Origin of the sequence: Shewanella sp. DW31 (genome assembly GCF_015767295.1) — a bacterium.
Taxonomy (GTDB): Bacteria; Pseudomonadota; Gammaproteobacteria; order Enterobacterales; family Shewanellaceae; genus Shewanella; species Shewanella oncorhynchi.
In genome coordinates, this window is record NZ_JADWMP020000017.1 from 71,424 (window position 1) to 85,221 (window position 13,798).

Consider the following 13,798-nt stretch of genomic DNA (forward strand, 5'->3'; position numbering starts at 1 on the left):
ATTGTGCTCTATCACCACGCAGTTAAATTGTTTGATTAACATCTGCATATGCCATATAACGAAATATATACTTTTTCGGTTATATGGCAGAATTTTCGGCTTTTCATTATTCGCACAGTGTTAACGATTTCATTTCATAAGTAACAATGCCAACTTATGTTAAGCTCACACTATACCTGTCTAGCGATTTGGCATAAAAAAGCAGAGCCTAAGCTCTGCTGATTTATATCAATATGCGAACTTATTTGCTCTGCATTAATTGGCGAATATATTTCACTGGTGCACTACCATAACTCAAGAATGTTTCGTGGAAAGTTTTAAGGTCAAAATCTTTACCTTGCGATTTTTTGTATTCTTCACGGAAATCATAGATTTCTCGATAACCTGAATAGTAACTCGTCAGTTGCACTTGACTAAGTGTCGCACGGCGCCACTTGCCTTCAGCTTCAGCTTGCTGTTGGAAGGCTTCATTCATCATCAGGGCAATAGCTTGGTCTTCGGTCATGCCTTTCACATGAATACTGTAATCTAAAATAGTGTTAGAGATAACACGTAAATTCCACTTGTAGTACATCAACCACATTTCAGGCTCAAAATTGCCATAGCCTTCTTCTAACATCATACGCTCTGCATAAACCGCCCAACCTTCGACCATAGCACCATTACCAAATAAACTTTTCACTAAACTCGGAGATTGATTAGAGTAAACGAGTTGAGTGTAGTGCCCTGGGATGGCTTCATGAATATTGAGGATTTGCAGGATCCAGTGATTATATTCACGCAAGTAACTCTCGGCGGACTCATCACTCATGCCATCGAGCGGCGTCACGTTATAATAAGTATTGCCTGACTTCTCATAGGGTCCAGGTGCACTAATTGATGCACCGGCATAACCACGCATATATTCGGGCGTTTCACGGACAACGAGTGGTTTTTTAGGATCTAATGTGACTAGTTTTTTCTTATTTACAAATTCAATCAGCTCTGGAATTTGCTTACGCACTTCATTCACGAATTCATCGCGCTGAACATGCTGAGTCGATAATTTATCGATTAATTGGCGAATGGCGAGCTTACTGTCAGCAGGCTTTGGCGTAGTAAAATATTTAGGCCATAACTTATCGGTAATTTTAGCCATTTCTCCTTGAACACGCTCTTTATCGGCTACGGCTTTTTGATATAGCTGTTTCGCCGTCATCCCCGCTTGGATATCAAAGGCAAATTTTTGCTCATATAACGCCTCGCCAATTCTAAAACTACGTGCTCCATCTTTTTTAAGTTGAACCACTAATTTGTCTAACCAAGCGATATGGCCGTTAATCGCCGCAGTGGCCGCATCGAAACGCGTTTTAAATAACGCTTTTTCCACATCAGTCAAACCAGAGTCGGCGACCTGTTTTAATAAGTCATCGGAAAAAACCGAAAATGCACCTTGATTCTGCAGCACTGCTAACTCAGTGTGCTCCAATGTTGGTTTGCTAATGTTCGCCTGCGCAGCAGCATAATAAGCTGGCACATTTTCTAAACGCGCTAATACCGAACGTAATCTGTCATCTAATGGAGCGAAATTTTCATTGATGATTTGGGCAAAACCACCCGATACGTTGTAGCTTGAAGGATCCCACTGCCAAGATTTAAAACTGTCAATTTCCCATGCCATGCTACCGAGTAAATTGTCGATCAGATGGTAATCAATCAGTTCATTCGGCGTCAGCGACTTTTGCTCGAACTGAGTCAATTGCGCTTGTTGAGCTTTCACAAACGCTAAGGTTTTTGCTCGACCTGCTGCATCGGGGATTTCAAGGTAACCATCGTTAACATGCTTGCCACTGTATAAAGCCCAAGTCGGTGACAATTCCCACAATGAATCAATAAAGGATGCTGAAAATTGTTCAAATGACGGGGCTTTAACTTCAGCCGCAACCACAGGCTTAGTTTGACTGGTATGGGATTGACAACCAGCAAGGCTGGCCAGCGATAGCACTATCGCAAGGGAAATAGCGTTTTTTTTCATTATTATGAGTCCTTTGTTGATATTTATCAGGCATGCAAAAAATTACCTAAGTTAATCATATTGTCCCAATAATTGCAGCAGTGTTATCTGTGAATACATCTACGGTTACAAAATTGTGAGTTATCGATATTTATGCCGCTTACCCTTAACCTATTCGAGTTAAAATCCCTGCTCTGCTAAACGTACTCAAATAATGATAATCGCCTATTCTGTTTCACCTCCTGCTATAATATCGCCCTGCTCCACTGTTCATGCTTTAGCGTAACAGTTTGCTTATACATTATTGACCTGACCCTTTACCTGAGACATTCAATGCCATTTTCCAAACTTGGATTAAGCGATCCGATTTTAAGAGCCATCACTGAGCTCGGCTATTCACAACCTACTCCGATCCAAGAAAAAGCCATTCCGGTGATCTTGAAAGGCAAAAACCTGCTTGCTGGCGCGCAAACAGGTACAGGTAAAACCGCCAGTTTTGTGTTGCCAATACTGCAAATGTTCGCCGAGATGCCGAAAATCCGTGCTAAACGCGTTCGTGCATTAATCTTAACGCCAACCCGCGAATTGGCCGTTCAGGTAGAAGACAATATTGCCAAGTACGCAAAATACCTGCCGCTGACGTCTATGGCCATGTATGGTGGCGTGGATGCCGCACCGCAGAAACAACGTCTTATTGAAGGCGTCGATATTCTAGTGGCAACACCCGGTAGATTACTCGATATGTACACCCAAAGAGCGATTCATTTCGATGAAATCTCGGTATTAGTCCTAGATGAAGCCGATAGAATGCTCGATATGGGATTTATCGAAGACATCAATAAGATCATCGAACGTCTGCCAACAGAACGCCAAAATCTGTTGTTTTCTGCAACCTTATCTAAGCAAGTGCGCTTTTTAGCGAAAACAGCGGTTGAAAACCCTGTCGAAATTGAAATTGCCCGCGACAGCGCAAATGCACCGCAAATCGACCAATGGTTGATCACTGTCGATAAAGATAAAAAGTCGGCCCTGTTAAGCAAACTCATCACTGAACAAGCGTGGAAACAGGCACTGATCTTTATCCAGACGAAACAAGGCGCCGCCAAACTGGTTAGCCAACTCGAAAAACGTGGCATTGCCGCCGAAGCCATTCACAGCGGTCGCAGCCAAGCGGTACGCGAGCAATTATTAGTGGATTTCAAATCTGGCAAACTACGCTTTTTAGTCGCGACTGGCGTTGCTTCCCGCGGTATCGATATCGACGCCCTCACCCGTGTGGTCAATTATGATTTGCCCGATGAAGCCGATGATTATATTCACCGTATTGGCCGAACCGGTCGTGCTGGCGCCTGCGGCGAAGCCATCTCCTTTGTTTCTAAAGATGATTTTAGGAATCTATGTGCTATCGAGCGCCGTCTAGGTCACCTCATAGTGCGTAAAGAAATTGAAGGCTTTGTGCCGAACAAAGAAGTGCCTGTGTCTATTCTCGATTTTGTGCCCAAAAATACTACGCCAAAAACCTTTAAAGCCCGGGCACCTGAGGCCAGATACTCGCGCCCCGCGAAAGAAGGCTCCTTTGAAACCGCCCATGCGAAAAAGCATCGCAGCGCGAAATCAAAGCCAGAGGTTAAAGCCAATGTAACACGGCCGCAATCTATTCAGACTGACAATGATAACGATACAACGGGTCGCAGCGCGCCCTTTAATCCGTGGAATAGCGGCCCTAAAACTAAGTAATGACTCAGTACAAGTCGTGACTTATTAGATATAAAAACTCATTAAGATAGAAGATATTAGCATGATTACATTTAGCACCAATCTAGGCGACATCACTATAGAACTCGATTTTGAACATGCGCCTGTCAGTTCAAAAAACTTTGTCCGCTATTGTGAAGAAGGCTTCTTTGAACACACGATTTTTCACCGAGTGATCAAAGGCTTTATGATCCAAGGCGGCGGGTTTACCGCAAAAATGAAGGAAAAACCGACCCACGAGCCTATCGTTAACGAAGCCAACAAAGGCCTAAGTAACACCATAGGCACAATCGCTATGGCTCGCACCGATGCGCCTCACTCGGCCACCGCGCAATTCTTCATCAACACAGCCAATAATGACTTTTTAGACCATACTGCCACCACCAATAACGGTTGGGGCTACGCGGTATTTGGTAAGGTTACGGCGGGAATGGACATTATCCAGCAGATTGAGAAAGTCAAAACCACCACGGTCGCTGGCCACGAAGACGTGCCCCGTGAACCTATCGTCATCGAGAAAGTAACGATTAATATCCAAAGTTAATTTTTAAAACAATAATACTTTTTCGTTAATATGATTAATCGCGCAGTTTTAATTGAGCGATTAATCATTTCCCCAAAGTTATTTAGTTAACTTTCCCGTACGATTCAACGCAAATTCATTTTATATAAACCTAAAAACACTAAATCCCCAATACAAAATCACTTAGTATAAAATCAACTGATGGATTATTTAAGCGTTGCCATTATTGACTTAAGACTACTACATATAAAATTAACCTCACAATATAGACCTCTTTCAAACAATGTTATTCATCATAAAAGCTGAAAAACAGCAGCACATACCTGACATCAATATCTTATACTAGCCGCACAAGTTGATAATATTAAAACAATACACCAACCATAATCCTTATGGTAAAAAGAGGCTTAACTTGCCATCTGATATAGATAAAAAAACCATATCTGTATCTATTATCATTTCTTGCTAATGCTTATTATCCCTATTTATTTTTAAGCCAGAATCATTACTACCTTAAGCAGCGAATCCTATTCAGATAAGCAGAGAAAGCTTGCTATAGTGATCAGAAAATGATGTTTCTATTGGATTCTAATAAGCTATATCGTAACTTCTGTGCCTTTGTTGATGAAACCAGAACTCTCATGACAAAACTTTTGACTAGAGATAGCGTCTAAGCATTTAGGGAATTTATTTTGAATAATAGAAAAGGTAGTCTGTTTATGGTTGCTGCGATGGCAGCATTTTCTATTGAAGACATGCTGATCAAATCCGCAGCAGAAACCACCTCTATCGGCCTCATTTTAGCGCTATTTGGCCTAGGTGGAATGTTGATTTTTATACTGTTAACCTGGCGAAAGGGTGAAACTGTGCTTCATCCTGCAGTCTTGTCTACCCCCATATTAGTACGTGCACTATGTGAAATCGTCGGCCGATTCTGTTTTGCTTTAGCCATCACGTTAACGCCACTCTCAAGTGCATCCGCTATTTTGCAAGCCACACCTTTAATCGCCATGCTTGGCGCGGCATTGTTGTTCGGTGAACAAGTGGGTCATAAGAGATGGCTTGCAGTATTGATTGGTTTTATGGGCGTGCTGATGATCATTCGTCCAGGACTTGATGGTTTTGAGGCCACATCTTTATTCGCCGTTATCGCTACCTTAGGTTTTGCAGGACGCGATTTAGCAACACGCGCAGCTTCTCCCGTGTTATCTAATATGCAGCTTGGAGTGTATGGTTTTTTTGTGTTGATTCCTACAGGCTTAGCGATACTGATTTACCAAAATGAAGCAATACAGTTTAGTGCTACCGCAGCAATACAGATAATTGGAGCAATCGTCTTTGGTGTAATGGCTTATAATGCGCTGACAATCGCTATGCGCACTGGAGATGTATCGGTAGTAAGCCCCTTTCGTTATACACGTTTACTCTTTGCCTTAGCTTTAGGAATATTTATATTTGGAGAATCCCCAGATTTGCTGACTATTCTGGGAAGCCTACTCATAGTATTAAGTGGCGGCTATACCTTAGTTCAAGCGCGTAAAAGAATGACGACGAATAACATACCTAATGCGGCAAAAACCTAAGGACTCACTAAGAATGGCTAATCGTATCTCTGAAATGATGGGTTTTAGTGAGGAGAATAACGGACTAGAACACCCTGAATTGGTCCTAAATAGGTCAAAAAGCAGCAAAGGGAACCAGTAATACACTGATTCCCTTTGCTTTAATTTGGCGGTGAGAGAGGGAGTCGAACCCTCGATTCACAATTCAATCTAACAAACCCTATTAAATCATAGTGTTATGCACCTTGATTTTTTTGATTGTACTAGCTTTTTGTACCACTTAAAACCATGAAGGAGACAACCTTTAAGGTCGACTCCTTCAAAGAATTAATTTCACTAAAGTATAGCATTTAACCATTTATATCATATCGTAGATTCGTAACGAGAAGCTAAATTTACTTGCAGTTCTGACTCTAACTTACGATGGATAAATAACCTTTTAATCAAGCGAGCTAAGCGAGTTGCTTCCGGATCGTTGACAATATTTCTGCAAGCTTCAATGAAATTGTCACTAGCCTTACCAAAGTGCTCTTCATAACTTTTTCGATGAGCAGCAAATTTTATCATCTGTAACATGAAACTTTTGAAATCATTTATGTCATTTAGATTACGGATGGCATTCTCAAAGTCAGCTGGAGTAGCTCTGGTTAAAACAATCTCTTGTACTGTCCCCCAACCATCATGTGCATGGATAAATAAAACAACATCAACTACCGAAGTTTTGCCATGACTCTCTTCTTTTTTTGCATCAAAATTTGCCTGAATTTTAGGATGTAATTCATTATTGAAAGGGTTATCCGAATCTAAATCTCCTTCTATAAGATGATCGGATATCCATTTATCTAGGATTGTTTCAGCAACTTGGCTTCCATCTGGTAGCTGTTCAATAATCAAGCAAAGACTACTAACTGTAGAACTGTCCAAAAAATGACAGTTATGCAAAAAAGTTTTTGCCTTTTCGAGCAACATTAACTCTGTTAAGCGATGATCCCATGTCACTTCATTGATAAAACTACGAACATTTTCTTGTGCTTCCATCGATTCATGCTCAACAATATATCGCTTGATAACTGTTTCAATTAGTTCCGCATGAAATAATCCCGATTCCAAAAAATCAACTAAAAATTGTTCAAACTCATCACAGCTATATATACCTAACTCAGTAATCATTGCTCGCCAGTTACTCTCGCGAATTTCTTCAGGTGATTGCTCACTATTTTCCTGTTTACTGAACATGTACCAATCTGGGTTTCCTATGTTTAAAGCAAACTTGAAGTCTGGACCATCAACCAGACCACGAAAATGTATGGCCGAAAACAATACAATGGATGGAATAACCCTATTCTGTATTGGAATGGTAATATCTCTACATGCAAGTATTCTATTGATTAGCTTGATTATTTTTGTAATTATTCGAATGTTTGTTAGAGAGCATTTTACTGAGGCTTGTTTAATTGCTTCAGAATATTTAGATGGAATTAATTCAAGTGCTATACAAAATGCTTCGTCTGGAGTAGTCGATAGCTTAATTTCTTGGTCTATGACTTTCTCTCTAAAAGTCGCCCAGAGTGTTTTTTGCTCATCCTTTGCTGACAATTGGCAATCATTAAGTATTAGAACAAAACGTGAACCATGCTGATTTGAATACTCATCGATAAATCCTAGGACCTCGTCTATTCCAAGTTTTTCATGCTTACGTTCTATGTCATCGATAACGATTACTTTATCTTTAAGCATGATTGGAGCCATCAACAACAAATTTACGTCTTTGACTGCTGCCAACATTTTATAGTACTGAGCTGCAGTCTTAAAACTTACATCTAATAAATTCTTTAAGGGATCAATCCACTTACCTCTTTCCTTACTCAGTGGAATTGCATTTTCAATTAGCTTTCGTTTGACTTGGTCAATGCTAGATTGTCCAAAGAGAGAAACATATAGAGCATTTTTTATATTATAATCGGTTGATTCTTCTTTAACTTTATTCCAAAGATGAGTTTTCCCCGTCCCCCATTTTCCAGACAAAGCAATTACAGAGTCCTCACCTTGTAGAAGTAACTGATAAAGTTGCCCTTTTGTTTTATCTATAGACATACGAACCGCCTCAAAACTCTATTTGACCAATATGCTGACTAGTCTACAGAATAATATTAATCACTGACTATATTGAATTACAGTGCACTTGTTGAGTAGATTTTCACTTAATAGCGAAATAGATCATTTTGAGATTCCGACTTCGAGCATGCTCACTAAACGCACTCAACTACATTGTAATCAGCGAGATTTCGAAGCTTCCAGAACCTGCTCACTCGCGTCCTTAAATGCTGGGTCTGACACCATTACCCTAACCGCTCGATCTTTATCAGTTGCATTACAAGGCATGCTTCCAACAAATCCTCTTGCCAGTACCTCACCGTTTGACTTTAGAGAGTCAAGAACGGGACTAATCTGTGGTTCGGTTCGACCAACTGAGCGTAATACAGCACTGATATTCCTCTCCCATAATGTAGTCTCAACATACACTGTCATCTCAATTAAAGCCCACTCTTGCTTGAGTTCCGTTGGTGCCTTGGTTTTACATACAGAAGCAATTTTTTCCCACATATAGAGTGTTTGTAGATTGCTTGCCATATCTTCGATTCCTGCTCTTACAGGAAATGAAAATGCTGTCCCAATAAGGAGCATGAAGATAACGACATATCTTGGTTTACGCATATTTTCTCCAAAAAAAAGCCACCAGTAATTTCTGATGGCTTTACTCTTATTTTTCAATTTCTATGTTGTCTGATGAATACGAACTTTCTGAAGCTTTAGATGAACTGCTTTGAAGTAATTCCAGTTTCTGTTTGCTTTGAAAGTAACCCCATTTCCCTATAATGACGGCAGCAAGTATTTCCCACCCCATAGCTTCGCTGAATAAGACTTCAAGCAAATCTCCAATATTTAATAGGCTCATATGGAAAATCGATATCAGGCTGATAATTCCATATATGCCAATGGCTGAATACGCCTTCATACTTGTCTGTAACTTAAGGATTTTGTTTCTTAGCTCGACCTGATTATTGCTTTCATTCTCTGGCCACTTCTGTCTAACTGAAATGTGCCACATACCGATAGGAGCAAAAATAGCTATTAGCATCAAACCTGCTTCTAGAATGTAATTCCAAGAGCATACGATAAGTTTTGTTATAGGATAAGAACGAAAAGGCCCATCAGTTGTACTGAATGAAATGATTAATACCACAGCGATCAAAGTCGTCACCACAGAAGCGGTTGCAAGTAGAGCAAAGTAAACTTTCAGTTTTTCCTTTGTTTTTTGACTCATAATTAATCCTTACCAGATAATTTCTTTGCTATCCGTTGGACGCTTGATAAGCTGATATTTAGCCTCTTTGCGACTTCCGGTTTAGATATACCCTCTGCAAGCATTGGGGCGGCTTCTTTGGCCTTAGTGATTGCCGTGGGTTTACGTCCTTTATATTTCCCTCGCAGTTTTGCGAGAGCTATTCCTTCAGCTTGTCTTTCCAACATCAGCTCTCTTTCAAAGGTTGCAATGGCTCCAACCATAGTCAGCATGAGTTTGCCTGTAGGGGTTGCTGTATTAATCCCGAGGTTTTGAATTTGCAATGAAACCTTTTTGCGTTCCAAAAACTCAGCTATTTCAAGCAAGTGACGAGTGTTTCTTGCGAGTCTATCCAGCTTGGTGACGATAACGATGTCACCTTCCCTCACAAACTCCAGCATGAGTTGCAGATGCGGACGGTCATCCTTCGCACCACTTACCTTTTCTTGAAACACTTTGTCGCAATTTGCTAATGCCTTCAGTTGGGCATCGAGACTTTGTCCCGTGGTCGATACACGGGCATATCCGATTTCTGCCATGAACGACTCCTGTTCAATAGGGCAAGGTATACTGACCAAGCCCTTCAAAAGGTCCAAAACAACCCATGTGACACGATTATTGATGTGTTTACGACCGTGTCACATGGCCTTGGTTTATTGGTTATGAAAACAATGTGTTATTCAGATTCTTGATCTTCATCAACATCAATGTTTGCCCAAGGTTCTTCATCTGAAAGATAACGCTCAGCGAAGGCTTGGATGAGGATCGGCACTATGGTCAGCAGTGCAGCTTTAGCGACCTTTTTTAGTAATTCGTTAATGATGTTTCTCCTTCCTGATTGTCGTTCAGGCAGCCGAATGCCCACCACATGAACCCATGCAGTGAAACGTTGGCCGCCTTAATGGTGTTTGCGGGTTAATCCCAGTTGATGGTTATTTGGTAGAGATCATCTACCAGATAGCTTCTGAAGTTGGCTTCCCATAGCCGGTATAGGCCGCTGAAGTGGCTTAACGGATGATGACCAACATAAGCCTGATACCCTGAAGCCTCTGCAAAGTTGAAGTCGATGTCCTTCTCTAATTCTGGGTAGTAACGTCCTTGATAGGCAAAGTCAGTGATATAGCAGAATTGCCACATGCTGGTGGTTGATGAATATTCCAAACGGATTTCGACCGGATGAAAGCCACCAGACTCAGCAGAATAGCTAGGATCACGGAAGTTAATCGTAACGGCTTTACTATTGATAGGTTTGTTAGCATCCACCAGCAATCGCTTAAGGATCTGAGCCAAACTAAGCGTGATAGGTAGTAGTTTCCTTCCTGACTGAAGGTCAATCTGAATAGGCTGTTCAGTTGCCGCTGGTGTATTCATAACCATCCCCTTTCAGCAAACGAAACGACATCTTGATGACCAACAACAAAATGGTCTAACGCTGATACATCAATAGTTGCCAGGGCTGTCTTTAAACGCTCTGTAATGCGTTTATCGGCCTCTGAGGGTTCAGGCATGCCTGAGGGATGGTTGTGGGCGAATATCACGGCAGCGGCGTTTCTATGCAGAACTATTTTTACTACCTCACGAGGATATACTGAGGCGGCATCTATCGTGCCGAAAAAGAGTTCTTCACAACTAATCAAACGGTGCTGGCTATCCAGTAGCAATACCGCAAATACCTCCCGCTCGTATCCAGCCATTTTCAGTCGAAGATAGTCTTTTACCAGTTGTGGAGAGGTGAATGCCTGCGGATTAGCTTGCAGGGTGTAGCGACTCTCCAAGATAGCAATGGCTTCCCTGATAACTGAGTCTGAAGAGTCGAGTTGATTACGGTGGGTTAATGTTGAAATAAGCATATATGTTTCCTGTGTAGTTGATTTACATCAGGTTTCTTATGCCTTAGTTCATGGTAAAAAATGACGGTATAAGTCAGTTGAAACGATCTCCCACTGATTAAAATAGAAATATGGGGGGTGACAAATACTGCCCCATTAAAACTTCAATCGGAGAAAAAATCATGCACGACGAATTAGTCTTAACCTACCCCCTTTTGCTTGTTGAAGGCCGATTTACGCCAGAAACAAGAGATCATCAGATTAACGAAGCCATCAAAAACCACAGCCCCTTCTTTACAGTCGAGATTGTCCCAGATAAACGAGGTACAGATCAGAAGATGATGCACCTTCAAGGAGAGGTAGCAATGGGTGCAGGAAGCTTTAGAGATCAAGGTGCTATTAAAGCATTTCTCATTGAGAAAGGTTTTACCCCTGAGACTATCTCAATCACAAAGGATGGTAATCTATACGCGACTCATCCTAGAGAACATCTACCATATATGCACTGGATAGTCAGGCTGCTAGTCCATTTTCAGGCTTTTGGGGAATGGCTTGCGGTTAACTATTGGTATAGAGATTATCCAGACAAATAGTCACTATTGGTCGTTGCTAGACTCATCTATCAAGTGGCTAAGGTGAGTCTAGGCTCAGAATCTATGTTAACGTTCTCCGTGATCCCAACCAATCGTTATCACGAATCTATTTAGCAATCCTGCTGCTGAGCGAGCCAGTTAAGACCTTGCTCTGCAAAAACAAACAATTTATCGCTATAGCCCTGAGCTATCACACTGCGAATAATCTCAGGATCAATATTAAGGTAATCGTGCACCAGTGCATTACGAAGACCTATCACCTTACGCCAACCGCTAAGTTCCTCAACAGGTTGTGCTCCACGCTGACAGAGGATCTCAAAAGCTTGATAAGCATCCTGCGGGCTATGTCCTGCCAATGCTTTAGCCCAATGTTTAGCAATACCGATACAGGCTTCAATCGAAACCTGCAAGGTTCGTTCAGCAGCACGATATTCAAGATTCGATAGCGAACGCTGGCTGAGTATAAGCTTTAGTTCAACCAGCTCAGCCTGATAACGGTTGAGGCTAAGGTGTAGAGACGTTATATAGGCATTATCAGACATCAGTTAGTTGTTCCTCTGCTCATTGGCGACGTTGCATAATCGAGTTCCATCGACGACATAATACGGGCTTCTTCCTGCATCCTTCGGCCTTCATCACGACTGTATAGAACCTTGTTAGCATCAATAATACCGAATGCCAACGGAATAGGAGCCAGATTAATGTCGACGACTGAGAGCTTTCCTTCCGGCAAACCCAGTGCACGCTGCCAGTCCATCGCTAACAACTCTGCTCTTAGACGATTATCGAGCACGTTATCAGTCTTAACAGGGTCAAATGCGACCGCCAAATCCCAATCACTCTGCTCTGTAGCATTACCTTTGGCCTGAGAACCATAAAGCCATAGTGCGGCGACTTCAGGTTGGCTTGCCGCCAATGATTGTAATTGCTTAGGGTCAATGGACATGTGTGCATCCTTATCGATTAAATCATAAGCTATTGTTATAAAATATCTTCTGCCTCAGTACCTGCGATAGTTCTTCATGATACTAGTCAGTAATATTACTGCTTTTCGCACAGAACATTAGTAGCATCAAGTTTCAGCTAGTCAGGGTGAGAGCCGTAATCAACTCTTTAAAAACAATAACTAATAATCCCGAAGTGTACCAACCCTCAATCAGGCTGAACAGTTGTTATTTCACAGTTTGCTGCTAACGACCAGCTTGGACAACACCTTTTCTCCCTGCCGATTTTGCTGCTGATTTCTGCCAACTCACTCTCCATCAAATGCAAGTAACATTGCCCTATTTGACAGTTTTATTGTTTTTACTTGCTGATTTTTAATTGATTTTCTAAAAATAGCTATAGAAAAAGTTAATAGAAATACTTTAGTCAGTCTGCTGAATTTTCGGCTGAGGTTGGTGTAAAGCGGTTTAGGCTTATTGGGAGTGGAGTGAAGACGAGTGAACCAGTGATTATCAACCTGATAGATGTGGGAACCTTCATGCTGAACACTCAACCAGCACACTAGAGTTCACGTCATCCGAGTTACTATCGTGAACTCTAGCATCACCAGTCTAAGACAGTTGATGCCATCTTTTATCTTCTTTTGTGACTTCCACTAAGTAAACTAGCAATAAAAACCTTATAAATCAATGTTATTACATTTATTTATAACAATCTGCAATTTTAAAATAAAATATTCTATCAGTTGTTTAAGGCAACATTTAGCCACTTTAACCGATTTGGTTGAAATCTCATCAATTTACTGCATTCAACTCTAACTCCAATCGATTAAAACATTATGTGAGAGGCATGACATGAATGACCCCACCGGAGATTGAGATGATAAACCATGACCTAAACCACAGCCCTATAGCAACAGCAAGCAACGCAGTTAGCTCTAGCGTGTTCAAGCTACCTTTTGAGCTATTCCAAGATCAATTAGGCCGAACACTCTACGAGATAAGTCGGATGCCTGTGAGTAATGGCGTGCTGTTGGGTGGTAGGGAGAGTTTAGCTAATACCTTGATAAAGCGTTGCGGTTATTCATTAAGAACGGCTAAACGCCATATCGGTCGACTGGTGGCTTCGGGACTTCTGGAATGCTCTCAAACAACTAATGCCACAGGGATGCAGGCAACAAACCTTTATCGTCGTATGTTCGATTAATAGAGGAAAGAATGCCCCTGTTTAGGTTGAAGGACGACTTAAACAGGGG

General features: G+C 41.4%; 15 protein-coding genes and 1 tRNA gene. 5 read left to right on the forward strand and 11 right to left on the reverse strand.

Annotated features, from left to right (window positions below):
- Positions 1–241: 241 nt before the first annotated feature.
- The gene (locus tag GWI56_RS14730; RefSeq protein ID WP_198573307.1) at positions 242–2,014 is read right to left on the reverse strand and encodes a DUF885 domain-containing protein; all 1,773 of its coding nucleotides are present in this window, start codon (positions 2,012–2,014) and stop codon (positions 242–244) included.
- Positions 2,015–2,326: 312 nt separating this feature from the next.
- Between GWI56_RS14730 and GWI56_RS14735 the strand changes: the two genes are divergently transcribed.
- From GWI56_RS14735 to GWI56_RS14745, 3 genes are all read left to right on the forward strand, one after another.
- Positions 2,327–3,730 carry a DEAD/DEAH box helicase gene (locus GWI56_RS14735; protein ID WP_198573308.1) on the forward strand — a complete coding sequence of 468 codons (1,404 nt, stop codon included), beginning with the start codon at positions 2,327–2,329 and terminating at the stop codon, positions 3,728–3,730.
- A gap of 61 nt (positions 3,731–3,791) precedes the next feature.
- Positions 3,792–4,292 (forward strand): peptidylprolyl isomerase, encoded by a 501-nt coding sequence (locus tag GWI56_RS14740; protein WP_105252328.1) that lies wholly within the window; start codon positions 3,792–3,794, stop codon positions 4,290–4,292.
- A gap of 671 nt (positions 4,293–4,963) precedes the next feature.
- A complete protein-coding gene (locus tag GWI56_RS14745; RefSeq protein ID WP_242068414.1) occupies positions 4,964–5,854 on the forward strand; it encodes a DMT family transporter in 891 nt (296 codons plus the stop codon).
- A gap of 146 nt (positions 5,855–6,000) precedes the next feature.
- On the opposite strand, the gene GWI56_RS14750 is transcribed toward GWI56_RS14745, so the two are convergent.
- The 8 genes from GWI56_RS14750 to radC form a co-directional block, all read right to left on the reverse strand.
- Positions 6,001–6,123: transfer RNA gene (locus GWI56_RS14750), tRNA-OTHER, on the reverse strand.
- Positions 6,124–6,196: 73 nt separating this feature from the next.
- Positions 6,197–7,927: a P-loop NTPase fold protein gene (locus GWI56_RS14755; RefSeq protein WP_198573309.1), complete on the reverse strand. Its 1,731-nt coding sequence runs from the start codon at positions 7,925–7,927 to the stop codon at positions 6,197–6,199.
- A gap of 180 nt (positions 7,928–8,107) precedes the next feature.
- Complete coding sequence (locus GWI56_RS14760; protein ID WP_198573310.1) at positions 8,108–8,548, reverse strand: hypothetical protein; 441 nt, start codon at positions 8,546–8,548, stop codon at positions 8,108–8,110.
- A 46-nt stretch (positions 8,549–8,594) separates the two neighbouring features.
- Positions 8,595–9,158, reverse strand: a complete 564-nt coding sequence (locus GWI56_RS14765) for a hypothetical protein (RefSeq protein WP_198573311.1) — start codon at positions 9,156–9,158, stop codon at positions 8,595–8,597.
- A 2-nt stretch (positions 9,159–9,160) separates the two neighbouring features.
- Positions 9,161–9,715 (reverse strand): recombinase family protein, encoded by a 555-nt coding sequence (locus GWI56_RS14770; RefSeq protein ID WP_105252321.1) that lies wholly within the window; start codon positions 9,713–9,715, stop codon positions 9,161–9,163.
- Between the two features lie 137 nt (positions 9,716–9,852).
- Complete coding sequence (locus GWI56_RS14775) at positions 9,853–10,041, reverse strand: hypothetical protein (protein ID WP_105252320.1); 189 nt, start codon at positions 10,039–10,041, stop codon at positions 9,853–9,855.
- Positions 10,042–10,091: 50 nt separating this feature from the next.
- Positions 10,092–10,547 carry a DUF2787 domain-containing protein gene (locus GWI56_RS14780; RefSeq protein WP_198573312.1) on the reverse strand — a complete coding sequence of 152 codons (456 nt, stop codon included), beginning with the start codon at positions 10,545–10,547 and terminating at the stop codon, positions 10,092–10,094.
- On the reverse strand, positions 10,544–11,026 hold the full coding sequence (gene radC, locus GWI56_RS14785) for a DNA repair protein RadC (protein WP_198573313.1): 483 nt from the start codon (positions 11,024–11,026) through the stop codon (positions 10,544–10,546). The genes GWI56_RS14780 and radC overlap by 4 nt, the downstream gene beginning before the upstream one ends.
- Positions 11,027–11,187: 161 nt before the next feature.
- Between radC and GWI56_RS14790 the strand changes: the two genes are divergently transcribed.
- Positions 11,188–11,598: a hypothetical protein gene (locus GWI56_RS14790; protein ID WP_198573314.1), complete on the forward strand. Its 411-nt coding sequence runs from the start codon at positions 11,188–11,190 to the stop codon at positions 11,596–11,598.
- Between the two features lie 110 nt (positions 11,599–11,708).
- Here GWI56_RS14790 and GWI56_RS14795 read toward each other — a convergent pair whose 3' ends face one another.
- Both GWI56_RS14795 and GWI56_RS14800 read right to left on the reverse strand, forming a co-directional pair.
- Positions 11,709–12,140 carry a DUF86 domain-containing protein gene (locus GWI56_RS14795; RefSeq protein WP_198573315.1) on the reverse strand — a complete coding sequence of 144 codons (432 nt, stop codon included), beginning with the start codon at positions 12,138–12,140 and terminating at the stop codon, positions 11,709–11,711.
- On the reverse strand, positions 12,140–12,544 hold the full coding sequence (locus tag GWI56_RS14800; protein WP_041408500.1) for a nucleotidyltransferase domain-containing protein: 405 nt from the start codon (positions 12,542–12,544) through the stop codon (positions 12,140–12,142). The genes GWI56_RS14795 and GWI56_RS14800 overlap by 1 nt, the downstream gene beginning before the upstream one ends.
- Before the next feature lie 878 nt (positions 12,545–13,422).
- Between GWI56_RS14800 and GWI56_RS14805 the strand changes: the two genes are divergently transcribed.
- Positions 13,423–13,749: an ArsR family transcriptional regulator gene (locus tag GWI56_RS14805; RefSeq protein ID WP_242068415.1), complete on the forward strand. Its 327-nt coding sequence runs from the start codon at positions 13,423–13,425 to the stop codon at positions 13,747–13,749.
- The last annotated feature ends 49 nt before the right edge of the window (positions 13,750–13,798 follow it).

Coding starts and splice junctions, on each gene's coding strand:
- GWI56_RS14755 (WP_198573309.1), bottom strand. CDS start 7,927: ATGTCTATAGATAAAACAAAAGGGCAACTTTATCAGTTACTTCTACAA.
- GWI56_RS14770 (WP_105252321.1), bottom strand. CDS start 9,715: ATGGCAGAAATCGGATATGCCCGTGTATCGACCACGGGACAAAGTCTC.
- radC (WP_198573313.1), bottom strand. CDS start 11,026: ATGCTTATTTCAACATTAACCCACCGTAATCAACTCGACTCTTCAGAC.
- GWI56_RS14730 (WP_198573307.1), bottom strand. CDS start 2,014: ATGAAAAAAAACGCTATTTCCCTTGCGATAGTGCTATCGCTGGCCAGC.
- GWI56_RS14780 (WP_198573312.1), bottom strand. CDS start 10,547: ATGAATACACCAGCGGCAACTGAACAGCCTATTCAGATTGACCTTCAG.
- GWI56_RS14760 (WP_198573310.1), bottom strand. CDS start 8,548: ATGCGTAAACCAAGATATGTCGTTATCTTCATGCTCCTTATTGGGACA.
- GWI56_RS14790 (WP_198573314.1), top strand. CDS start 11,188: ATGCACGACGAATTAGTCTTAACCTACCCCCTTTTGCTTGTTGAAGGC.
- GWI56_RS14805 (WP_242068415.1), top strand. CDS start 13,423: ATGATAAACCATGACCTAAACCACAGCCCTATAGCAACAGCAAGCAAC.
- GWI56_RS14765 (WP_198573311.1), bottom strand. CDS start 9,158: ATGAGTCAAAAAACAAAGGAAAAACTGAAAGTTTACTTTGCTCTACTT.
- GWI56_RS14795 (WP_198573315.1), bottom strand. CDS start 12,140: ATGTCTGATAATGCCTATATAACGTCTCTACACCTTAGCCTCAACCGT.
- GWI56_RS14735 (WP_198573308.1), top strand. CDS start 2,327: ATGCCATTTTCCAAACTTGGATTAAGCGATCCGATTTTAAGAGCCATC.
- GWI56_RS14740 (WP_105252328.1), top strand. CDS start 3,792: ATGATTACATTTAGCACCAATCTAGGCGACATCACTATAGAACTCGAT.
- GWI56_RS14800 (WP_041408500.1), bottom strand. CDS start 12,544: ATGTCCATTGACCCTAAGCAATTACAATCATTGGCGGCAAGCCAACCT.